The sequence below is a fragment of the Pseudarthrobacter sp. 05T312 genome (genome assembly GCF_056396685.1).
In genome coordinates this window covers 44,292-61,922 of sequence record NZ_JBFTLY010000002.1, presented here as the reverse complement: position 1 = coordinate 61,922, position 17,631 = coordinate 44,292, and the positions used below count along the sequence as shown (strand labels likewise).

At 66.0% G+C, this 17,631-nt stretch carries 20 protein-coding genes; 10 read left to right on the top strand and 10 right to left on the bottom strand.

Translation table 11 applies throughout. The features are described from left to right. Positions 1 to 54 precede the first annotated feature (54 nt). Both AC1DIP_RS04445 and AC1DIP_RS04440 read left to right on the top strand, forming a co-directional pair. Positions 55 to 1,272, top strand: coding sequence for an MFS transporter (locus AC1DIP_RS04445; protein WP_477732981.1), 1,218 nt, complete (start codon positions 55 to 57; stop codon positions 1,270 to 1,272). A gap of 43 nt (positions 1,273 to 1,315) precedes the next feature. Continuing rightward, a complete protein-coding gene (locus AC1DIP_RS04440) occupies positions 1,316 to 1,711 on the top strand; it encodes a (R)-mandelonitrile lyase (RefSeq protein ID WP_477732980.1) in 396 nt (131 codons plus the stop codon). Between the two features lie 72 nt (positions 1,712 to 1,783). Here AC1DIP_RS04440 and AC1DIP_RS04435 read toward each other — a convergent pair whose 3' ends face one another. Next, positions 1,784 to 2,206, bottom strand: a complete 423-nt coding sequence (locus AC1DIP_RS04435; protein WP_476207325.1) for a universal stress protein — start codon at positions 2,204 to 2,206, stop codon at positions 1,784 to 1,786. 137 nt (positions 2,207 to 2,343) lie between these two features. Between AC1DIP_RS04435 and AC1DIP_RS04430 the strand changes: the two genes are divergently transcribed. Beyond that, positions 2,344 to 3,084, top strand: a complete 741-nt coding sequence (locus AC1DIP_RS04430) for a hypothetical protein (protein ID WP_477732979.1) — start codon at positions 2,344 to 2,346, stop codon at positions 3,082 to 3,084. Between the two features lie 14 nt (positions 3,085 to 3,098). Here AC1DIP_RS04430 and AC1DIP_RS04425 read toward each other — a convergent pair whose 3' ends face one another. Then, complete coding sequence (locus AC1DIP_RS04425; protein WP_477732978.1) at positions 3,099 to 3,992, bottom strand: helix-turn-helix transcriptional regulator; 894 nt, start codon at positions 3,990 to 3,992, stop codon at positions 3,099 to 3,101. A 140-nt stretch (positions 3,993 to 4,132) separates the two neighbouring features. Between AC1DIP_RS04425 and AC1DIP_RS04420 the strand changes: the two genes are divergently transcribed. Continuing rightward, the gene (locus AC1DIP_RS04420; RefSeq protein WP_477732977.1) at positions 4,133 to 5,149 is read left to right on the top strand and encodes a zinc-dependent alcohol dehydrogenase family protein; all 1,017 of its coding nucleotides are present in this window, start codon (positions 4,133 to 4,135) and stop codon (positions 5,147 to 5,149) included. A 144-nt stretch (positions 5,150 to 5,293) separates the two neighbouring features. After that, the gene (locus tag AC1DIP_RS04415; RefSeq protein WP_477732976.1) at positions 5,294 to 6,334 is read left to right on the top strand and encodes an NAD(P)-dependent alcohol dehydrogenase; all 1,041 of its coding nucleotides are present in this window, start codon (positions 5,294 to 5,296) and stop codon (positions 6,332 to 6,334) included. Positions 6,335 to 6,429: 95 nt separating this feature from the next. On the opposite strand, the gene AC1DIP_RS04410 is transcribed toward AC1DIP_RS04415, so the two are convergent. The 5 genes from AC1DIP_RS04410 to AC1DIP_RS04390 form a co-directional block, all read right to left on the bottom strand. After that, a complete protein-coding gene (locus AC1DIP_RS04410) occupies positions 6,430 to 7,467 on the bottom strand; it encodes a nitronate monooxygenase (RefSeq protein WP_477732975.1) in 1,038 nt (345 codons plus the stop codon). Positions 7,468 to 7,603: 136 nt separating this feature from the next. Next, positions 7,604 to 7,798, bottom strand: a complete 195-nt coding sequence (locus AC1DIP_RS04405) for a hypothetical protein (protein ID WP_141159295.1) — start codon at positions 7,796 to 7,798, stop codon at positions 7,604 to 7,606. A gap of 226 nt (positions 7,799 to 8,024) precedes the next feature. Next, complete coding sequence (locus AC1DIP_RS04400) at positions 8,025 to 8,792, bottom strand: GAF and ANTAR domain-containing protein (protein WP_477732974.1); 768 nt, start codon at positions 8,790 to 8,792, stop codon at positions 8,025 to 8,027. Continuing rightward, on the bottom strand, positions 8,789 to 9,040 hold the full coding sequence (locus tag AC1DIP_RS04395; protein ID WP_476207311.1) for a hypothetical protein: 252 nt from the start codon (positions 9,038 to 9,040) through the stop codon (positions 8,789 to 8,791). The genes AC1DIP_RS04400 and AC1DIP_RS04395 overlap by 4 nt, the downstream gene beginning before the upstream one ends. Before the next feature lie 360 nt (positions 9,041 to 9,400). After that, positions 9,401 to 9,595 (bottom strand): hypothetical protein, encoded by a 195-nt coding sequence (locus AC1DIP_RS04390; RefSeq protein ID WP_477732973.1) that lies wholly within the window; start codon positions 9,593 to 9,595, stop codon positions 9,401 to 9,403. 233 nt (positions 9,596 to 9,828) lie between these two features. Here AC1DIP_RS04390 and AC1DIP_RS04385 point away from each other — a divergent pair, with 233 nt between their 5' ends. Continuing rightward, on the top strand, positions 9,829 to 10,563 hold the full coding sequence (locus AC1DIP_RS04385; RefSeq protein ID WP_477732972.1) for a GAF and ANTAR domain-containing protein: 735 nt from the start codon (positions 9,829 to 9,831) through the stop codon (positions 10,561 to 10,563). A gap of 33 nt (positions 10,564 to 10,596) precedes the next feature. Here AC1DIP_RS04385 and AC1DIP_RS04380 read toward each other — a convergent pair whose 3' ends face one another. After that, the gene (locus AC1DIP_RS04380; protein WP_477732971.1) at positions 10,597 to 11,325 is read right to left on the bottom strand and encodes a Type 1 glutamine amidotransferase-like domain-containing protein; all 729 of its coding nucleotides are present in this window, start codon (positions 11,323 to 11,325) and stop codon (positions 10,597 to 10,599) included. A 90-nt stretch (positions 11,326 to 11,415) separates the two neighbouring features. Here AC1DIP_RS04380 and AC1DIP_RS04375 point away from each other — a divergent pair, with 90 nt between their 5' ends. The 3 genes from AC1DIP_RS04375 to AC1DIP_RS04365 all read left to right on the top strand — a co-directional run bounded on the left by AC1DIP_RS04375 (position 11,416) and on the right by AC1DIP_RS04365 (position 13,000). Continuing rightward, on the top strand, positions 11,416 to 11,748 hold the full coding sequence (locus AC1DIP_RS04375; RefSeq protein ID WP_476207304.1) for a metalloregulator ArsR/SmtB family transcription factor: 333 nt from the start codon (positions 11,416 to 11,418) through the stop codon (positions 11,746 to 11,748). A 12-nt stretch (positions 11,749 to 11,760) separates the two neighbouring features. After that, positions 11,761 to 12,258 (top strand): SRPBCC family protein, encoded by a 498-nt coding sequence (locus AC1DIP_RS04370; protein ID WP_477732970.1) that lies wholly within the window; start codon positions 11,761 to 11,763, stop codon positions 12,256 to 12,258. Between the two features lie 148 nt (positions 12,259 to 12,406). Next, complete coding sequence (locus AC1DIP_RS04365) at positions 12,407 to 13,000, top strand: DnaJ family domain-containing protein (RefSeq protein WP_476207301.1); 594 nt, start codon at positions 12,407 to 12,409, stop codon at positions 12,998 to 13,000. Between the two features lie 134 nt (positions 13,001 to 13,134). On the opposite strand, the gene AC1DIP_RS04360 is transcribed toward AC1DIP_RS04365, so the two are convergent. Then, positions 13,135 to 15,306, bottom strand: coding sequence for a transglycosylase domain-containing protein (locus tag AC1DIP_RS04360; RefSeq protein WP_477732969.1), 2,172 nt, complete (start codon positions 15,304 to 15,306; stop codon positions 13,135 to 13,137). A gap of 177 nt (positions 15,307 to 15,483) precedes the next feature. On the opposite strand from AC1DIP_RS04360, the gene AC1DIP_RS04355 reads away from it, so the two are divergent. Continuing rightward, positions 15,484 to 16,110, top strand: coding sequence for a helix-turn-helix transcriptional regulator (locus AC1DIP_RS04355; RefSeq protein ID WP_476207298.1), 627 nt, complete (start codon positions 15,484 to 15,486; stop codon positions 16,108 to 16,110). A gap of 8 nt (positions 16,111 to 16,118) precedes the next feature. On the opposite strand, the gene AC1DIP_RS04350 is transcribed toward AC1DIP_RS04355, so the two are convergent. Continuing rightward, positions 16,119 to 17,438 carry an ammonium transporter gene (locus tag AC1DIP_RS04350; protein ID WP_476207296.1) on the bottom strand — a complete coding sequence of 440 codons (1,320 nt, stop codon included), beginning with the start codon at positions 17,436 to 17,438 and terminating at the stop codon, positions 16,119 to 16,121. Between the last annotated feature and the right edge of the window lie 193 nt (positions 17,439 to 17,631).

Here is a 17,631-nt window from a genome sequence, read left to right as displayed (position 1 = left end):
CCCGTTTCAGCAGGGCCCTCGCTAGGGCCCCGGCGGCACGGTTTGATGGAAACCATGGCCCCCGAAACACTTCTTACCAGTACCAGCGCGCCCCAAAAACCCGGCGCGCAACACCCCGCGCACTGGGGCGGCGTCTTCGCCATGTCACTGTGCGTCTTCGGGCTCATCGCATCCGAGTTCATGCCGGTCAGCCTGCTGACCCCCATAGCCGCCGAACTCCAGGTCTCCGAGGGGATGGTAGGCCAGGGCATTGCCATCTCCGGGCTGTTTGCCGTCCTCACCAGCTTGTCCGTATCCGCGTTGGCCGGCAACATGAACCGCAAGGCGCTCCTCTTGGGCCTGACCACGTTAATGGCGGTCTCCGGGGCCCTGGTGGCGATGGCCCCGGGATACCTGCTCTTCATGGTCGGCCGGGCCCTGATTGGCGTGGTGATCGGCGGGTTCTGGTCCATGTCCGCTGCAACCGCCATGCGGCTCGTGCCGGCACACCAGGTGCCGCGTGCCTTGGCCATTTTCAACGGTGGCAACGCCCTTGCCACCGTCCTGGCCGCGCCCCTGGGCAGCTACCTGGGGTCGGTCATCGGCTGGCGTGGAGCGTTCTTCTGCCTGGTTCCCGTGGCGGTGCTCGCCCTGGTCTGGCAATGGATCAGCCTTCCTTCAATGAAGGCCGGGACGCGGGCTGCGGGCAGCGTTTTCGGGATTTTCGCCGCATTCAAGAGCCGCACCGTCGCCTGGGGCATGGCCGCCTGCGGGTCCTTCTTCATGGGGCAGTTCGTCCTGTTCACCTACATCCGTCCGTTCCTGGAGACAGTGACCCGCGTTGATGTGGCCACGGTGTCCCTGGTCCTGCTGGTGATCGGTGTGGCGGGCTTTGCCGGCACCATGCTGATTGGCCGTTTCCTGGGCAAAGGCCTGTACCGGACCTTGGTGGCCATTCCCGCACTGATGGCAGTCATCGCGGCCGCCCTCGTTCCGGCCGGCGGCTGGCTTGCCGCCGTGGTGGTGCTCCTGGGCTTCTGGGGACTGATGTCCACGTCCGCCCCGGTGGGCTGGTGGAGCTGGATCGCGGAAGCCATGCCGCACGACGCCGAGGCCGGTGGAGGCCTGATGGTGGCCGTGGTCCAGACCTCGATCGCGGTCGGCTCCACGCTGGGCGGCGTGCTCTTCGACTCCGCCGGCTATGGCGGGGCCTTCCTGACGGGAGCAGCCATCCTGGCGGTTTCGTCGGTCCTCGCAGGCCTGACGGTCAGGTTCACGGACCGGCCCGCCTGACCGTCTCCAAGTTTCAATCCATCCCAAACAACAGGAGGAGAACATGAAGTACACCAAGAGCGGCGGCCAGACCTCGGCCGGGCCGAAGGAATGGTTCACCGGCACCGTGCAGATTGACGGCATCCGCAACCCCGATGAACAGTCAGCCATCGGTTGCGCGCACGTCCGGTTCGCCCCCGGTGCCCGCACCGCCTGGCACCACCACCCCAAGGGCCAGACACTCTACGTCACCGATGGGGTGGGGCTGGTAGCGCGGCGCGGCGGGGAGATCCAGGAGATCCGTCCGGGCGACGTGGTCTACATCGAGCCGGGGGAAGAACACTGGCACGGGGCAACGCCGGAGCGCTTCATGGCGCACGTCGCCATGCATGAAGCGGATGCTGACGGGCAGGTTGTCACCTGGCTCGATCACGTCACCGACGAGGAATACGGCGCCTGACCACGCAAAGAAGGTGGGCGGACGACGGCGGGAAGGTCCGCCGTCGTCCGCCCACCTTCCTGCGTCAGCAGGTCAGTCCTCGTAGGTATTGGCGATGTACACGTCGCACGGGGCGTTGTGCGCCACGCTGTTGGCGACGCTGCCCAGGAGCCGGCCAATGCCGCGCATCCTGCGGTTGCCCACCACGATCACCCGGGCGTCCAGGCGGATGGCTTCCTTGATCAGTGAATCAGCGGGCTTGCCGCGGGCTGCGAAGTGGGTAATTTCCACTCCCGGCCGGGATGCGCCCAGGGACCTTGCCACGAGCTCGGAGCTGTCGGCGTTGGAAATCCTCACCTTATCCGAGCCAACGCCAAAGGTTTCGGCGTTCTCCATTTCGAAGGCGGTCACCACATGCAGTGAGGCCCCCAGCGACTCGGCCAGGTCCAGCGCAACTTCCGCCGCCTTCCGCGCGGACGGGCTGGCGTCCACCCCTACAACCACTACTCCACTCATAATTTCGCTCCTTCATCAGGTCCCGGCATTAACGTCCATTGGCAAGTCTAAGGACTACCCGCCTTGAGCCGGCCTAACCGTAGACTCTGAGGGCGCGTCCCGAAAGGGCCGACGGGAAACGAAGGTGAGGGGGGAACATGGCGGAGCTGAACCAGGCCGCGCAGGACCTGACGGGCCTGCCGCCCGTCTACGTTGAAGTGCCGGACAAATCCGGGATGCCGGGGGCAGGCACCAGCAGGCTCCTGAACACCGTCCTCACAGAAGCGGAAGCCCTGGTGGCTGCCGAACCGGCGCCGGCCCTGCAGCCCACCAAGGCACAGGAACGCTGGAGCACCATACTGGGGGTCACCTGGATCCTGGGGTCCATCACCGCAGGAGTGATGCTGGGACTCTACAAGCATGCGGTCCAGGACGGGGACGCCGGACAAGCCGGCTGGGTGCTGACAGCGCTGGCAGTCCTCGTCCCGTGCCTCCTCGCGCTGGGTGCCTACCCTACGTGGAAGCGGCGGAAGTTCATCAAGGAATATAAGCCGCGACACCAGGACTGGGTGGCCCGCTTCGTCGGAAACTGGCCGCTCCGGGAGCGTCTGACCGACGTGGATGCCATCCCTGATGTCTGGCAGCGGGTCAGTACCCGGACCATGGCGGACACCCTGGAAGAAGATCGGAAGGCCGTCCTGGCCCAAGGAGCCCCAGACGATCATTCCGCCACGCTGCTGGCCGGGGCGCTTGCCGCCGTGAGCGCATGGGCGCGTGCGCCCTGGTCGGACCCCGCCCTGTACCGTGCCGCCCATGAGGCAGTTGACCGGTTCGGCGAACTGGCAGGCCGACGGCGAACGGACGCTGGAACGCCCGGGCCTGCGTCGAACGCACAGTAGCTGCGGCGCCGGGCCTAGCTGCCGACCTTTGCCTGCGCCGTTTCCATAATGTTTTCGGTGACCGCCCAGGATGCCAGGAGCTTGAGGGCTTCCGCGGAGGGGCTGCCGGGCGTGGCGGGATAGACCGTGAGGGTGTGCCCCGGGTCTTCTTCGAGCCCCAGCACCTGGTAGTTCAGCTCAAGGAGCCCCACCACGGGGTGCTGGAAGAACTTGGTGCCCGCGTAGTGCCGGCGGACGTTGTGGGCTGCCCAGAGCGTGCGGAAGACGTCGCTCCGCATGGAGAGTTCGCCGATGAGTTCGGCAATGCCCTTGTCATGGGGGTTGCGGCCGGCCTCCCGGCGGAGGATGGCGACATTGGTGTGGGCAGCCCGGTCCCAGTCCGTGTAGAAGTTCTGGGCCCGCGGGTCCAGGAAAATGAAGCGCGAGTGGTTGGCCGGCCGTGACGGATTGCGGTACATGTCCGAATACAGCGCGTAGCCCAGGGTGTTGGCGGCCACGATATCCAGGCGGTTGTTACCAATGAAGGCCGGAGCTTCGGTGATCGCGTCCAGCAGGAACTGCAGCTCCGGCCGGACCTTCGACGGCGCGGAACCCCCGGCGCCCGCGGCACGCTTGCGGCCTGACGTGTTGGCCGCCCGGGCCAGGTCGTAGAGGTGGTCATGCTCGGCGCGGTCCAGTTCCAGGGCGCCGGCGATGGCATCCAGGACGCTGTCCGAAACACCGTGCAGGTTTCCCCGTTCCAGCCGGGTGTAGTAGTCGACGCTGACGCCTGCCAGCCGCGCCACTTCCTCACGGCGCAGCCCAGGCACCCGCCGGCGGCCGCCGTAGGGTTCGATCCCAGCCTGCTCCGGGGTGATCCGTCCACGGCGTGAGGAGAGGAACTGCCGTACCTCGGCTCGGTTATCCATAGGGAACACGTTACGACGAATGGCGGGACCGTAAGGAGGTTCTGCCAGAACCAGTTACGGCAGGACCCTCGCCATGGATGCCGGGGACGGGTTTGATGGAGATGTCCCGTTCAGCCGTTCCACCCTTTGGAGGACCCAGCATGCGCGCAACCATCATGCACGCGCCCGGAGACGTCCGCGTCGAGGACCGTGACAAGCCCACCATCCAGAAGCCCACGGACGCAGTCATCAAACTCGCTGCCGCCTGCGTGTGCGGGTCCGATCTGTGGCCATACCGCGGCGCCGACAAGATCTCCAGGCCAGTTCCCATGGGCCACGAGTACGTGGGAATCGTCGAGGAAGTCGGGTCCGACGTGAAGAACGTTATGCCCGGCCAGTTCGTCGTGGGGTCCTTCATTGCATCGGACAACACCTGCGAGATCTGCCGCTCCGGCTACCAGAGCGGGTGCGTCCACCGCCAGGGCGTGAGCGGTTCCCAGGCGGAGTACCTCCGCGTCCCTTTGGCGGATGGCACGCTGGTGGCCACGCCTGGCATGCCCGACGCCGACAAGGTTCCGTCGCTGCTGGCCGCCTCCGATGTCCTGGGTACAGGATGGTTTGCCGCGAAGGCGGCCCAGGTGGGCCCCGGCAAGACAGTGGCTGTGGTGGGCGACGGCGCTGTCGGGCTTTTGGGGGTCCTCGCAGCCAGGCAGATGGGTGCCGAACGGATCATCGCCATGTCGCGCCACGCGGCCCGGCAGGCACTGGCCCGCGAGTTTGGTGCCACCGACATCGTGGCGGAGCGCGGTGACGCGGGTGTGCAGAGGATCAAGGAACTTACCGGCGGCCTTGGCGCGCACTCTGTCCTGGAAGCCGTGGGCACGCAGGAGTCGATGCTGCAGGCCATCCACGCCACACGGGCCGGCGGGCATGTGGGATTCGTGGGCGTCTCCCATGACGTCTCGCTGCCCGGCCGGGACCTGTTCTCCTCGCACGTCCACCTGCACGGCGGCCCCGCCCCGGTCCGGGAGTACCTGCCGGAGCTGATCGACCTGATCCTCAGCGGCGGGATCAACCCCGGAAAAGTGTTCGACCTCGAACTGCCGCTGGAGCAGGCCGCAGACGCATACAAAGCCATGGACGAACGCCGGGCCATTAAGGTGCTCCTCCGTCCCTGACCAGGTTACGTACAGGAACATCGCCAAAGGTAGGACTCTCAAGACCAGTTACAGCAGGGCCCCGCTGGCCCGTCCTTTTCAGGGGTTCGCTCCGAACAACCCCGGTAGCATCTTAAATATCCCCCAACAGATCACAGGAGAACCATGACTACCGTCAAGGCTTATGCATCCCCGTCCGCCACGGAGGACCTGGTGGCAACCACCATCGAGCGCCGCGAAGTGGGTCCCCACGACGTCCTGATCGACATCAAGTTCGCCGGCATCTGCCACTCGGACATCCACACTGTCCGCGGTGACTGGGGCCCGCAGCAGTACCCGCTGGTTCCCGGCCACGAGATCGCCGGCATCGTCACCGAGGTAGGTTCCGCCGTCACCAAGCACGCAGTAGGCGACCGTGTTGGGGTTGGCTGCATGGTCAACTCCTGCAAGGAGTGCGTCAACTGCCAGAAGGGCGAGGAGCAGTACTGCCTCAAGGGAAACATCGGCACCTACGGCGCCGTTGACCGCGATGGCACCATCACGCAGGGCGGCTACTCCACCCACGTTGTGGTGACCGAAGACTTCGTTGTCACCATTCCCGAGGGCATCGACCTGGACGTCGCCGCACCGCTGCTGTGCGCCGGCATCACCACTTACTCACCGCTGCGGCACTGGGGCGCCGGCCCCGGCAAGAACGTTGCCGTCGTCGGTCTCGGCGGCCTGGGCCACATGGCCGTCAAGCTTGCCCACGCCATGGGCGCCGAAGTAACCGTCCTGTCCCAGTCGCTGAAGAAGCAGGAGGACGGCCTGAAGCTCGGCGCCGACCACTACTATGCCACCAGCGACGAGAACACCTTCTCCGATCTCGCCGGCTCGTTCGACCTGATCATCAACACCGTCAGCGCCTCGATCGACATCAGCGCCTACCTCGGCCTGCTGAAGCTCGACGGCGCCCTGGTCAACGTCGGCGCCCCGGCGGAACCCCTTCCCGTCAACGCCTTCGCGCTGATCGGCGGACGCCGTTCCTTCGCCGGCTCCATGATCGGTGGCATCCGCGAGACCCAGGAGATGCTCAACTTCTGCGCCGAGCACGGGCTGGGCGCCGAGATCGAGGTCATCCCGGCTGAGAAGATCAACGACGCCTACGAGCGCGTGCTGGCATCGGATGTCCGGTACCGCTTCGTGATCGACACCGCCACCCTCTAAGGCACCCCCGCTTCCATGGCGCGCACGGCGGGCCGGCTCCCTTCCGGGCCGGCCCGCCGTCGGGCTTTAACAAGCGGACGACGGCGGGCCAAGCCTTACGGCCCCAGGCTCGCCAGGATTGAAGCGGCCGGGCCCTCCACACAGTTCCGGTAGTTGATGCCCGACCACAGGTTCAACCAGTCCGGCTCTCCCGCTGCCGCCGCAGCGGCCCGCAAGGGCGTTGTGAGATGGTGGATTTCCGGGTAGCCGTAGGGGGCCTCGGCGTCGTGGCGGCGCATGAACTCGTTGTACAGTCCGCGGGCATTGCGGCCCGAAAAGGCCCGGGTGACGGCCGTGGTGGTGAAACGGTCCGGGGACGCCAACGCGGCCCGGTGCGCCGGTTTGGTTCCCGCTTCGTCGGCGCGGAGGAATGCCGTGCCGGCCTGCACGGCGACGGCACCGACGGCCAACGCGGCGCGGGTGTGATCCGCCGTGGCAATGCCGCCCGCTGCCACCAGGGGCACCTCCAGGTCGGCGAGGTCGCCAAGGATCCCGTGGAGGGGCACCAGGGGAGGAGGCGCATCCGCCTTGAACGTGCCCCGGTGGCCGCCGGCTTCGGGCCCCTGGACGCACAGGGCATCAGCGCCCCGGGTAAGCGCCTGGAGGGCCTCTTCCCGGCCGGTCACCGTGGCCATGACGTACACACCGCGATTCTTCAGGGCCTCGACAATGTCGGCGCCCGGAAAATCGAAGGTAAAGGACACCACGGCGGGTGCAAGGTCCAGCAATACTTCGAGCTTTTGGTGCCAGCCGTCGTCGTCATGCCTCGGCTCGCCCAGGGCCACCCCGAAGCGTTCCGCATCGGGGGCCAGCGACCTGGCGTATTGCTGCAGGGAGGCCTGGCTGATGACCGATTCCTGGGGCACGAACAGGTTCACGCCGAAGCGCTTGTCCGTTTGTTCCCTCACTGCCGCGATCTCTGCCCGCATGGCCGCGGCAGTCTTGTAGCCTGCCGCCACGAAACCCAGTCCGCCACCTGCGCTCACCGCTGCTGCCAGTTGCGGGGTGGAAGGTCCGCCGGCCATCGGAGCCTGGATGACGGGGAGCCCCAGCGATTCGAACGTGAACCTGGTGTGCCTCTGCTGCGTTGCCATGAGCCCTTCCCCTCGTTTGGCTATCCCTGACGAATGCTACGCCGGATCTTCATGACCAATGCTTAAGGCAGCAAAAAGGGCGTTGACGACGGCGGGKGGGGGCCGCCGTCGTCAACGCCCTGTGCGGGTGGGCGGCTTAGAGGGCCAGTGCCGGCTCGTTCCCGCGGACGCTCAAGGTGAAGGTGTTGGGTCCGCTGCAGGTGACGGCAATGCGGCAGGTGGTGGTGTTGTGGCGCGCGGAGAGGTCGGAGACCGCGGAATCGAGGGTCTCGTGGAGGGAAGCCCGGTCCCAGATCTTCAGCGTCACGGATTCGGCAGTGTTAAACGTCATTGTTCAGTACTTTCCTGTGTCAAGCCGGTTGTGTCCCCGGCAATGGCCTGTCCGCGCTCGGAGGGTCGGTGGCCTGCGCTCACCGGTGGGCCTCGTTGCGTCACCAGGATGTCAAGGGCGGATATTCCGGCCCTGCCTATCCATAGTGCCCATGGCGGACGAGCCTGCTCAACCAAATCACGCATTTGTTGCGAGTGAATCTCATCACGTGTGACCGGCGCCACAGCTACTCATCGAAGTAGGCGGTGATCCTCTCTTCCCCTGAAATCGAGGTAATGACCGTGGCGGCCACGTCACGGAGCTTGATGTTCCTGGTGCTTGAGGCGCGGGTAAGGACGCTGAAGGCCGTGTCCCGGTCGCAGCGGTTCTGGGCCATGATCGCCCCGACAGCTATGTCGATCACGGTGCGAGACTGCATGGCGGCGGCCAGGTCATTCCTGGCTTCGCGGAGCTGGGATATCCGCAGGATCAGCCGCAGCGAACTGGCGGCCTGGGCTGCAAACGACTCAACGGTGGCGATGTCTTCTCCGGAGAACCCGTTGCTCCTGCCCGAGTAGAGATTCAAGACCGCCTCGCCGTCCCCCGCCAGGTCCAGCGGGACGGCGAGGATGGAGCAGACGCCGTGCCGGGCGGCGGTACGGACATAGGGTCCCCAGCGGGTTTCGGCAGCAAGGTCCGGCACCAGGAGGGTGGTTCCCTGCTGGAGTGCCGTAAGGCAGGGGCCTTGGCCAAATCCGTTCTGCAGTTCGTCAAGGGCCTTTGCCGCAGCATCGTTTGCCGCCACGGCCTGCGGTCTTTTGTGCCTCAGCACGGTGACGCCGCTGTGGATGGAGTTGCCCGGGGTGGACAGCCGCGTACTGGCCAGAACAGCCAGTTCGGTGAGGAAGCCCCTGATGTCCTGGCTTCCCAGGACCAGCTGCTGCAGCGACTGTTCGGCATCTTCCAGGGGCTGCCCGTCGGGTTCCTGGAACGGTTGCCCTTCGCCGGTGGTCATTGGTCCCCGCCCTCGGACAATTCCCTCATGGCCGTGGCAATCAGGCCTACCTGGGCCGCTGGAAGATGGAGCGCTTCGTTGAGATAGGCGTCAAACGACATCTCGTCGGCGTCACCACCAAGGCCGTAGTAGTACGTCCACAGTTTTATCATCGGGACCTGCGTGTTTCGGAACCGCCGGGCCACATCCTTGCGCTGCTCGTCGGCCTCCAGCAGTTTGTCGGGGCCCCCGGTCCAGTCGGCGTTCATTCCCGCCCTCCAACCTGCGGCGCGGACAATTGGCCGCCGTCCAAGGTGCTGTGTCGCGTACCAGGCCGTGAAGCGGAGCCGGTGACCAGCCCGAGGAGGAACCCGTGGAATCCGGGGCTTTCCAGCCGCAGGTCCTGGTATTGGCCGGCGGCGGTCAGAGCGTTGTTCCCGGCCACATGGCCTCGATCCGTAGTTGTGCCAGGCGTTGCCCGTCCTGGCTGGCGGCCGCCGCTCTTGGCGCGGTGGGCCCTTTTATTCAACCTCCGGATCGTGACACCATCCCGAAATCTCCTACCTTTGACACTACGCCCTTGGGGATGGATCTGATATAGCGGCTCCTGCCCCCGGGAACTTGGCCGCCTACGCGCCCGCCGTCGTCGTCCCCGGTTCGCTGCCGCCGTCGTTGTCCCGCTCTGCCTCCGCCGGCCTGCCCGGGCCGGCGTCGCCGGACAGGCCGAAGTATTTCAGCCACAAAGCGGCCAAGGAGATGTCGGCTGCCTTCATTGCCGCCCGCAGCCGCCGCCGTTGTTCCGGCTCGTTCTGATCGAAGCCCACTGGGCCGTTCCTAGTCCCGGAAGGCCGGCGTCCCGGCCAATGTCGAGGCACTGATGTCCTGCCGCGGACTGCCGGTTCCACGTGGTTTCCGCACACGTTGCTGCAGCGCTTCGCCAGAGGTGACTGTACTGGGTTCGTCAAGCGGAAGCGGCTGCGCCATGCCTTCAGCATAAGCCCACCCCAAGAGCCGCTTCCGCTGCCGCGCAAGGGTCGGAAACCGTAAGATGAACCCCATGCTGAATCCTGCCAACAGTGTGACTGTCCAGCACCTCCAGGAGGTCCTGGTAGGCGCCGAGAATGCCGTTGAGTTCCTTTCCGGACTATCGGGAATGGCGGCAGCGGCTGTCTCTGAGGCAGCTGGGGACGACATCGAGTGCGCTGTCACCCTGAAGCTCCGGCGGCGCCCCACCACTGCGGCCGGCAGCAGCGCCAGGGCGCTGGAACTGGACCTTATCGAGCAGGCGCTGGGGGACGGTCCCTGCATCAGGGCGCTGCGTGAAATGGCGCCCGTGCTGATTGACGACGTCGGGCGGGACGCCCGGTGGACCACGTACAACCAGGAACTGGTGCGGCGGGGCGTGCACAGCTCCCTGGGTGTCCCACTGGAGATCAGCGGCGAGGCCAGCGCCGCACTGAACTTTTTCGCCACGCGGCCCGGAGTGTTCACGGCAGACGTTTACGACAAAGCGGCGGGCTTCGCCGCCGCTGCCCACAACACCTTGCACCTCTCGGTCCGCATCAGCACGGCGCAGAACAGGGCTGACGACCTGGAAGCGGCCCTGGAAAGCAGGACCGCCATCAACCTGGCCTGCGGCGTCATCATGGCGCAAAACCGGTGTTCGCAGGAAGAAGCGATGGAAATCCTCACCAAGGTCTCCAGCAACCGCAACCGGAAGCTGAGGGAAGTGGCCAAGGAACTGATTGAACAGCTCTCCGGAGGCAGTGTCCAGACCCACTTCGACTCCTAGCTTGCGCCTGGACTGCAAACTGCCCGGGCCCCGTCAGGCGCCGCCGCGGAGCGAGACGACGGCGCCGCCCCCTGCGTTGCGAATATCCCAGGCGTTGCCGCTCCCGATAACCCGGTACCCACTGGCGCCTGCCGGGTCCAGCACCACTGCCGTGTTCTCGTCAATGGCGACTGCCCACTCCACCCGGCCCGCCGCCACGGCCCCCACTGCGCGGCTTACCGTCCCCGCCTGCGCGGCGTGGACATCCACCGTGAACGGGACCAGTCCCAGGCCCGTCCGGATCTCCACTGCCTCCAGGCCTTCCGAGCATTCCTCCCCGCACACGTCCACCCCGTTGATCCGGTAGCCGCCGATCAGTGCCCGGTGCGGCGCCACCATGGCCCCGGCGGAAAACCCCAAGTAGGGGCTCCCCGCGGCCACCAGGCGGGAAATGGCGGCGGCCACGGGATGCAGGCCTTCCCAATAGGCCGGCGTCAACCCGCCGCCCACCACCACGCCGTCCACGCCATCGAATGCGGCAGGATCCGCCGGCTTGTCCCCGCCCAGCGGGATGGCCACGATCCCGCAGCCAAGCCTGGCTTGGAGTGGCGCCGAGCAGGGCTCCATGAGCTCCTCCAGGCTTCCTCCGCGATGGTGCACAGCCGCCGCAATCCTGGCAGCCCGGCCGGGTGCCGCATGCCGGCGGACCGCATCCGCAAACTGGTCAAAGACGCCCGGAAAGCCCAGTGGATCAGGGCCTGCCCCCACAAGGAAGATGCTCATGATCTTCAAGATACCGGCCGGGACCCGCCCGGCGTGGGAGACAGAAAATGCCATTGACCAGGGCGGGCCCGCGGGATATCGTACAACCAAATGGTTGTAGATCAGCTCCGTGAGGCCGAACTGGACCGCCTTTTCCAGGCGTTCGCCGATTCCACCCGCCGCGACATTGTCCGCCGGGTGACCGTCGAGGAGTCCTCAGTATCCGGGCTCGCCGCCCTCTATGCCATGAGCTTCGCCGCCGTCCAGAAGCATGTGGCGGTGTTGGAGCGCGCCTGCCTTGTCACCAAGGAAAAGCGCGGAAGGGAACAGATCGTGCGGGGCAACCATGAAGGACTGCAGCAAGCCCGCCGGCTGCTCGAGGACTATGAACAAGTCTGGCGGCAGCGCGCCGACCGGATGGCCCGGATTCTCACTGAAGGTTAGGAAGGCAATGCCATGACAGTCATCAGTACGGATAAGAACCCCGAGGCCCTGAGCCTCACCCTCGTTGCCGAGTTCGACGCCGGCCTGGAACGCGTCTGGCAGCTCTTCGAGGACCCGCGTCAGCTGGAGCGCTGGTGGGGTCCGCCCACCTATCCGGCGACCTTCTACAAGCACGACTTCGTTCCGGGCGGACGCGCCAGCTATTACATGACCGGCCCCGAAGGGGACAAGGCCCACGGGTGGTGGGAGTTCACCAGCATCGAATCGCCGCGCCAGCTTGAGTTCGACGATGGTTTTGCGGACAGCGACGGCAACCCCACCGGGGAGTTCGGCATCAGCCACGCCACGGTCAGCCTGGAGCCGCTGGGGGTGCGGACCCGCATGACCATCCACTCCGAGTTCGAATCCGAGGAACAGCTGGAGCAGATGATGGCGATGGGCATGGAGGAGGGACTCAAGGAGGCAGTCGGCCAGATCGACGGCATCCTTGCCGAGCACGCCAACGCCTGACAGTGCAACAACCGCCACCTTTGCCACGGCGCCGGGCGGGCGGACGACGGCGGGCTGTTCCGTCGTCGTACGCCCCCGGGCGTTGAACGAGCAGGCCCGCCGCTGAATACTGGAGGTTGGGACCCGGCGAGGGAAGGCGGTGGCAGCGATGAGCGGCGGCGCAGGGGATTTCCGCAAGCGCCTGGAGCGTGCGGCCGAGGTGCGGTCATACCGTGGCGCCGGCATCAGCGCCGAGGAGGAAGCCGCGCTGGATGCCCTCGACGCGCAGGAGCGGGAGAAGCGCAAAAAAGTCAGTGATGCCGCCCGCGCGGAATATCTGGTCCGGGATGCCATGGCGCAAGGCAAGTTCGACAACCTGAAGTACGCGGGCAAGCCAATTCCCGGCTTGGGCGAGTCATACGATCCCGACTGGTGGGTGAAGGGGCTGATCCAGCGGGAGAACATCAGCGGCCTGGGGCCGGCGGCCATCCTCCTCCGCGCTGAGGACGCCGGGCTCGACGCGAAACTGGACGCCCAGTACACGGAGCAGCAGGTCCGCGATGTCCTGGCGGATTTCAACCGGCGGGTGGTTGATGCGCGCCGCCAGCTGCAGGGCGGCCCGCCGGTGGTCACCAAGACCCGCGACGTGGAGGGAGAAGTGGAGCGTTGGCGCAGCCGGCGTGCCGTGCGGGTCGACGAGGCGCCGGCCGCGCCGGAGCCGGAACGCTCGTGGTGGAAGCGGCTGTGGAAAGGGACCGGCTAGGCGTTTTGGTTTACTTTCGCGAACAGCCCGCACCGTGCGTTGTAGTACCTGTCAGTCTGGCCCTGGTGGACCAGGCCGATCCGTGTGCATACCCGCTGCGACGCCGCGTTGGCAGGGTGCGTCACCGCGGATGCCTAGGGTTTGTAATTCGGGTTGGGTCCGATCATCGAGGCGGGCGGTGGTGCGAACGGGGCTGCGGGATACAGCGGCGCCACCTTGAGCATGTAGTTGGCCCACTGCGGCCCGGCAATCATGTACCCGTCAAGGCTGGGATAAAAGGTTCCGTTGATGGTCACGTTCTGCCCTGCCCGCTTTTGGCCTTCCAGCGCGTCGCCGAAGAAGGACGCCGTGACCAGGCCGGTGGTGTAACCCACTACCCACGTGGAACCGTTGTTGTTGGAGGTTCCGGTCTTGGCGGCGGTGGGAACTTTGTCCTGTACCTTCGGGTTGATCCAGACGCCGGAACCCTTTTTCAGCACGTCCTGCAGCACCGAGTTGACGCCCCGGGCCACATCGGGTTTGACGGCGTCGTGGCAGTCGGGGGCCTGGGCGGGCAGCTTTGCCCCTGCCGCATCGGTCACCTCGGCCAGGGCGATCGGCGCACAGTAGCGGCCCTCCGTGGCGAAGGTGGCAAAGGCGTTCGCCAAAGTAAGCGGAGCCACGCCCGTGCCGCCCAGCAGGTTGCCCAGCTGATGCATGTTGACCGGCGTGCTGTCCAAGCCACTGTGCAGGCCCACGGAGTCCACCATCTTCTGGATGCCGCAAAAATCGAGCTGGGCTGCCGAGGCGAAAGTGGCGGTGTTGATGGAGTTGTACAGGCCGTAGTTGACGGGCATCGGCCGGTAGAAGCCGTCCTCGGCGTTCTGCAGGTCATCGGCGGCGCCATGGGCCGGGTTGGCCTGCGCCGTGCTGTACGCTCCCAGCACTTTCCCGCAGCTGTCCTTCCACGGGAACCCCAGAGGATAGACCCGACGTGAGGCATCCACTTCCGCAGTAAGCGGCTTGCCCTCGTTCAACCACTCCGCGAAGGTAAAGGGCTTCATGGTCGAGCCCGGCTGGAACCCGCCGGCGCCGTTGAGGTCGTTGCCCTGCGCGTCCCTGGCGTCCACGTTGAAGTTCAGGTTGGTATCGAACTTGCCCGGCTGGGGGAGGAACACCGTGTTCTGGGCCATGGCCAGGATCTTGCCGCTGCCCGGCTGCAGGGTCAGGAGCGAGGCTGCCCACCGGTCCGGATTGGTACCCGCTGTCCCGTCCACCTGGGCCTGGGCCGCCGCCTGGAGCCTGCTGTCCAGGGTGGTGACGATGGTCAGGCCGCCGCGGTACAGCCTCCGCTCACGCTCAGCCTCCGTGGGGCCGTAGGCGGGATTGTTCAGGATCAGGTGGGAGATGTAGTCGCAGAAGTAGGGCGCCATCGCGGCATTGGCGCAGCCCTGCTGTTGCGGCGTGATCTTCAGTTCGATGGGGGTGGCCACTGCCGCGTCGTACTGGGCCTGCGTGATCCTTCGCAGGCGGAGCATCTCGGACAGGACCTGGTTCCGGCGCACAATCGACTTGTCGGGATTGGTGACCGGGTTGTACAGGGTGGGGCTGTTGACCAGTCCGGCCAGCAAGGCGGCCTGGGGCAGGGTGAGGTCCTTCGCGGTGGTGCTGAAGAAGTAGCGCGCCGCGGCCTCTATCCCGTAGGCGTTGCTGCTGAAAAACACGATGTTGAGATAGCCCTCAAGGATCTGGTCCTTGGTGTACTTCTTCTCCAGCGCGATGGCGAGCTTCATTTCACGCAGCTTGTCGCCGAAGTTCTTCTGCCCGTTGAGCACCACCGCGTCCGGCCTGTCCTGCGAGAGCTCCGCCTCGTTCAGGACGTTGGTGACGTACTGCTGCGTAATGGTGGACGCGCCCTGCTCACCGCCCTTGGTCAGGTTGGACACCAGTGCGCGCAGGATGCCCTGCGGATCCACGCCGGCGTGGGTGTAAAACCTGCTGTCCTCGATGGCGACGATGCCGTCCTTGATGAAGGGCGACATCTGGTCCAGCGGAACCTTGACGCGGTTTTCCGCATAGAAAGTGGCGATTGTCTGCCCGTCGGAGGTGAGGACTTTGGTGGCCTGCGACGGCGGCTGGACTGTCAGCTCCGCGGGCAGGCTTTCAAAGAAGCCAATGGACGAGCTGACCCCCATGCCCGCCGCTGCCACGGCCGGGACCACAAGGCTGGCGGCCAGCACGCCGCACATGGCACTCGCTGCGAGGAACCCCAGGACCCTTCCCAGGGCTGCACCAAAACCGCGCCTGCGCTTCCGCCTCTTTGCCATTCCTCAGCCCCCGCGCTCGAAGGTGGGACCAGAATACGCTCCTCCCGAGGGGTGGAACAGGTCCTTGAAGGTCAGGATTTGGTCACGCCAAACTATTGACCAGCGATAGCTACCGACATATCGTTAACTTTCGCTGAAACAGCAGCGACAAACTGACAGTGAAAGGACGATGCCACCATGAAAGGCATATTCGACGAAAAACAGCAGGGCCCTGAATTCGGCAAAGGCCGCTTTGAACGGGGGAGGGGCCGCCGGGGGCCGCATGGCCACCGCGGGCCAGGCTTCGGTCCGGGGTTTGGGCCCAATTTTGGTCCCGGGTTCGGACCCGGGTTCGGTCCCGGGTTTGGTCCGGGCTTTGGACGCGGCGGACGGCGGGCCAGCCGGGGTGATGTCCGCGCGGCCATCCTCTCGCTGCTGGGAGAGGCCCCGTCCAATGGTTACGGGCTGATCAAGACCATCGCCGCGAAGACCGGCGGCATGTGGCGGCCCAGCCCGGGATCCATCTACCCCACGCTCCAGCAGCTGGTGGATGAGGGGCTGATCGAGGCCGTCGGTGAGGGCCGTGGCACGGAGTTTGCGCTGACGGACGCCGGCAAGGCCTACGTCGCCGAACACGCTGAGGAGATGGACAACGCCTGGAACGCCGAACCGGACAGTGCCGACAGGGACTTCCACCAGAGCATTGGCAAGCTCATGGGCGCCATCCATCAGTTCCGCACCGGGGTGAGCGAGGAGCAGCGGGCCGCCGCCATGGAAAAGATGGACGAAACGCGCCGCGCGCTTTACAAGATCCTTGCGGACTAGGGCCGGACTTACGCGAAGGAGTCTTCCTTGGCGTGCCGTTCAGCGGCAGCCGGGGCCGTTGGAATGTGGGCCGCGGCCTGGCGCAGGGGGTTGAAGCCGGCTCCGATCTCACCGAAGGCATAGGCCGTCTCGGCGTGCTCAGCGAGGTCCACGCCGGCGGTCTCGGCCTCGTGGCTGACACGGAAGCCAACGGTCTTGTGGATCACCCGGGCAATGACCGCGGTTCCGACGCCGGACAGCAGGAGCGTGATGACCACCGCGGCCACCTGGGCGATGAGCTGCTGGACTCCGCCGCCGTAGAAGAGGCCGCCGCCCTGGCCGCTCACCGGGAGGGCAATGAACCCCAAAGAGAGGGTGCCGACAAGGCCTGCGCCGAGGTGGACACCCACCACGTCCAGGGAGTCATCAAGGCCAAACCGGTACTTGAGGTCCACGAACACGCAGCAGGCGGCTCCGGCCACCAGGCCCAGGCCGATAGCGGCCACCGGGCTGATGTTGGCGCAGGAAGGGGTGATGGCCACCAGCCCGGCGACCACGCCGGAGGCTGCACCCAGGGAAGTCGGGTGTCCGTGGCGGATCTTTTCGGTGACCAGCCAGCTCAGCATCGCCGCGGCAGGAGCCACCAGGGTGTTGATCCAGATGAGGCCGGCCTGTTCCACGCTGGTGGCAGCTCCGCCGTTGAAGCCGAACCAGCCAAACCACAGGATTGCAGCGCCGAGCATGATGAAGGGCAGGTTGTGGGGGCGGTGGTTGGGGTCCTTCGCGAACCCGTGGCGCTGGCCAACAATAACGGCGAGCACCAAGGCTGCTGTACCCGAGCTGATTTCCACCACGGCGCCGCCGGCGAAGTCAATGACCTGGCCGAAGATGTCCGTGACGGCCCCGCCGGCGCTCATCAGCCCGCCACCCCAGATCATGTAGGCGAGGGGGCAGTAGATCAGGGTGATCCATACGGGCACGAACAGGACCCAGGCGCTGAACTTGGCCCGGTCGGCGATGGCGCCACTGATCAGTGCGACAGTGACAATGGCGAAGGTAGCGCTGTAACCGGCTTTGAGGAGGTCCGGTGAACCCATCAGGTCCTGCAGGCCAAAGCTGGCAAAGGGGTTGCCGAACAGTCCCAGGACGCCGGTTCCGGTGGTCATCGAGTAGCCCCAGAGGACCCAGACCACGCCGACGATCCCCGCCGAGATGAAGCTCATCATGATCATGTTCAGGGCGGCCTTGGCGCGGGTCATGCCGCCGTAGAAGAGGCCAAGCCCGGGGGTCATCAGGAGGACCATTGCGGCCGAAATCATCAGCCAGACGTGTTGGGCAGTGATTTCCACCGGTGGGTCCCTTCGCAATGTGAACGTGGTGCGGGACCCGTTTGGCCCCGCGGCATTTCCCCCGGGCTCCATTTTTCGCGGCGTGTGTTTCAACCAATGCCGCCTAAAGTTGCGGCCACGTTACACAAATCGCCCGCGCGTGAAGTTCACGTATCAGCTATGTTTCGGGCATGTAAACGGCCCCTTGTCCGTT

What these genes read in the sequence shown, in the direction of transcription:
- AC1DIP_RS04360 (WP_477732969.1), bottom strand. Translation starts at nt 15,306, where the DNA reads ATGGCAAAGAGGCGGAAGCGCAGGCGCGGTTTTGGTGCAGCCCTGGGA.
- AC1DIP_RS04355 (WP_476207298.1), top strand. Translation starts at nt 15,484, where the DNA reads ATGAAAGGCATATTCGACGAAAAACAGCAGGGCCCTGAATTCGGCAAA.
- AC1DIP_RS04395 (WP_476207311.1), bottom strand. Translation starts at nt 9,040, where the DNA reads ATGAACGCCGACTGGACCGGGGGCCCCGACAAACTGCTGGAGGCCGAC.
- AC1DIP_RS04380 (WP_477732971.1), bottom strand. Translation starts at nt 11,325, where the DNA reads ATGAGCATCTTCCTTGTGGGGGCAGGCCCTGATCCACTGGGCTTTCCG.
- AC1DIP_RS04375 (WP_476207304.1), top strand. Translation starts at nt 11,416, where the DNA reads ATGGTTGTAGATCAGCTCCGTGAGGCCGAACTGGACCGCCTTTTCCAG.
- AC1DIP_RS04440 (WP_477732980.1), top strand. Translation starts at nt 1,316, where the DNA reads ATGAAGTACACCAAGAGCGGCGGCCAGACCTCGGCCGGGCCGAAGGAA.
- AC1DIP_RS04365 (WP_476207301.1), top strand. Translation starts at nt 12,407, where the DNA reads ATGAGCGGCGGCGCAGGGGATTTCCGCAAGCGCCTGGAGCGTGCGGCC.
- AC1DIP_RS04425 (WP_477732978.1), bottom strand. Translation starts at nt 3,992, where the DNA reads ATGGATAACCGAGCCGAGGTACGGCAGTTCCTCTCCTCACGCCGTGGA.
- AC1DIP_RS04400 (WP_477732974.1), bottom strand. Translation starts at nt 8,792, where the DNA reads ATGACCACCGGCGAAGGGCAACCGTTCCAGGAACCCGACGGGCAGCCC.
- AC1DIP_RS04370 (WP_477732970.1), top strand. Translation starts at nt 11,761, where the DNA reads ATGACAGTCATCAGTACGGATAAGAACCCCGAGGCCCTGAGCCTCACC.
- AC1DIP_RS04385 (WP_477732972.1), top strand. Translation starts at nt 9,829, where the DNA reads ATGCTGAATCCTGCCAACAGTGTGACTGTCCAGCACCTCCAGGAGGTC.
- AC1DIP_RS04415 (WP_477732976.1), top strand. Translation starts at nt 5,294, where the DNA reads ATGACTACCGTCAAGGCTTATGCATCCCCGTCCGCCACGGAGGACCTG.
- AC1DIP_RS04435 (WP_476207325.1), bottom strand. Translation starts at nt 2,206, where the DNA reads ATGAGTGGAGTAGTGGTTGTAGGGGTGGACGCCAGCCCGTCCGCGCGG.
- AC1DIP_RS04430 (WP_477732979.1), top strand. Translation starts at nt 2,344, where the DNA reads ATGGCGGAGCTGAACCAGGCCGCGCAGGACCTGACGGGCCTGCCGCCC.
- AC1DIP_RS04420 (WP_477732977.1), top strand. Translation starts at nt 4,133, where the DNA reads ATGCGCGCAACCATCATGCACGCGCCCGGAGACGTCCGCGTCGAGGAC.
- AC1DIP_RS04410 (WP_477732975.1), bottom strand. Translation starts at nt 7,467, where the DNA reads ATGGCAACGCAGCAGAGGCACACCAGGTTCACGTTCGAATCGCTGGGG.
- AC1DIP_RS04445 (WP_477732981.1), top strand. Translation starts at nt 55, where the DNA reads ATGGCCCCCGAAACACTTCTTACCAGTACCAGCGCGCCCCAAAAACCC.
- AC1DIP_RS04405 (WP_141159295.1), bottom strand. Translation starts at nt 7,798, where the DNA reads ATGACGTTTAACACTGCCGAATCCGTGACGCTGAAGATCTGGGACCGG.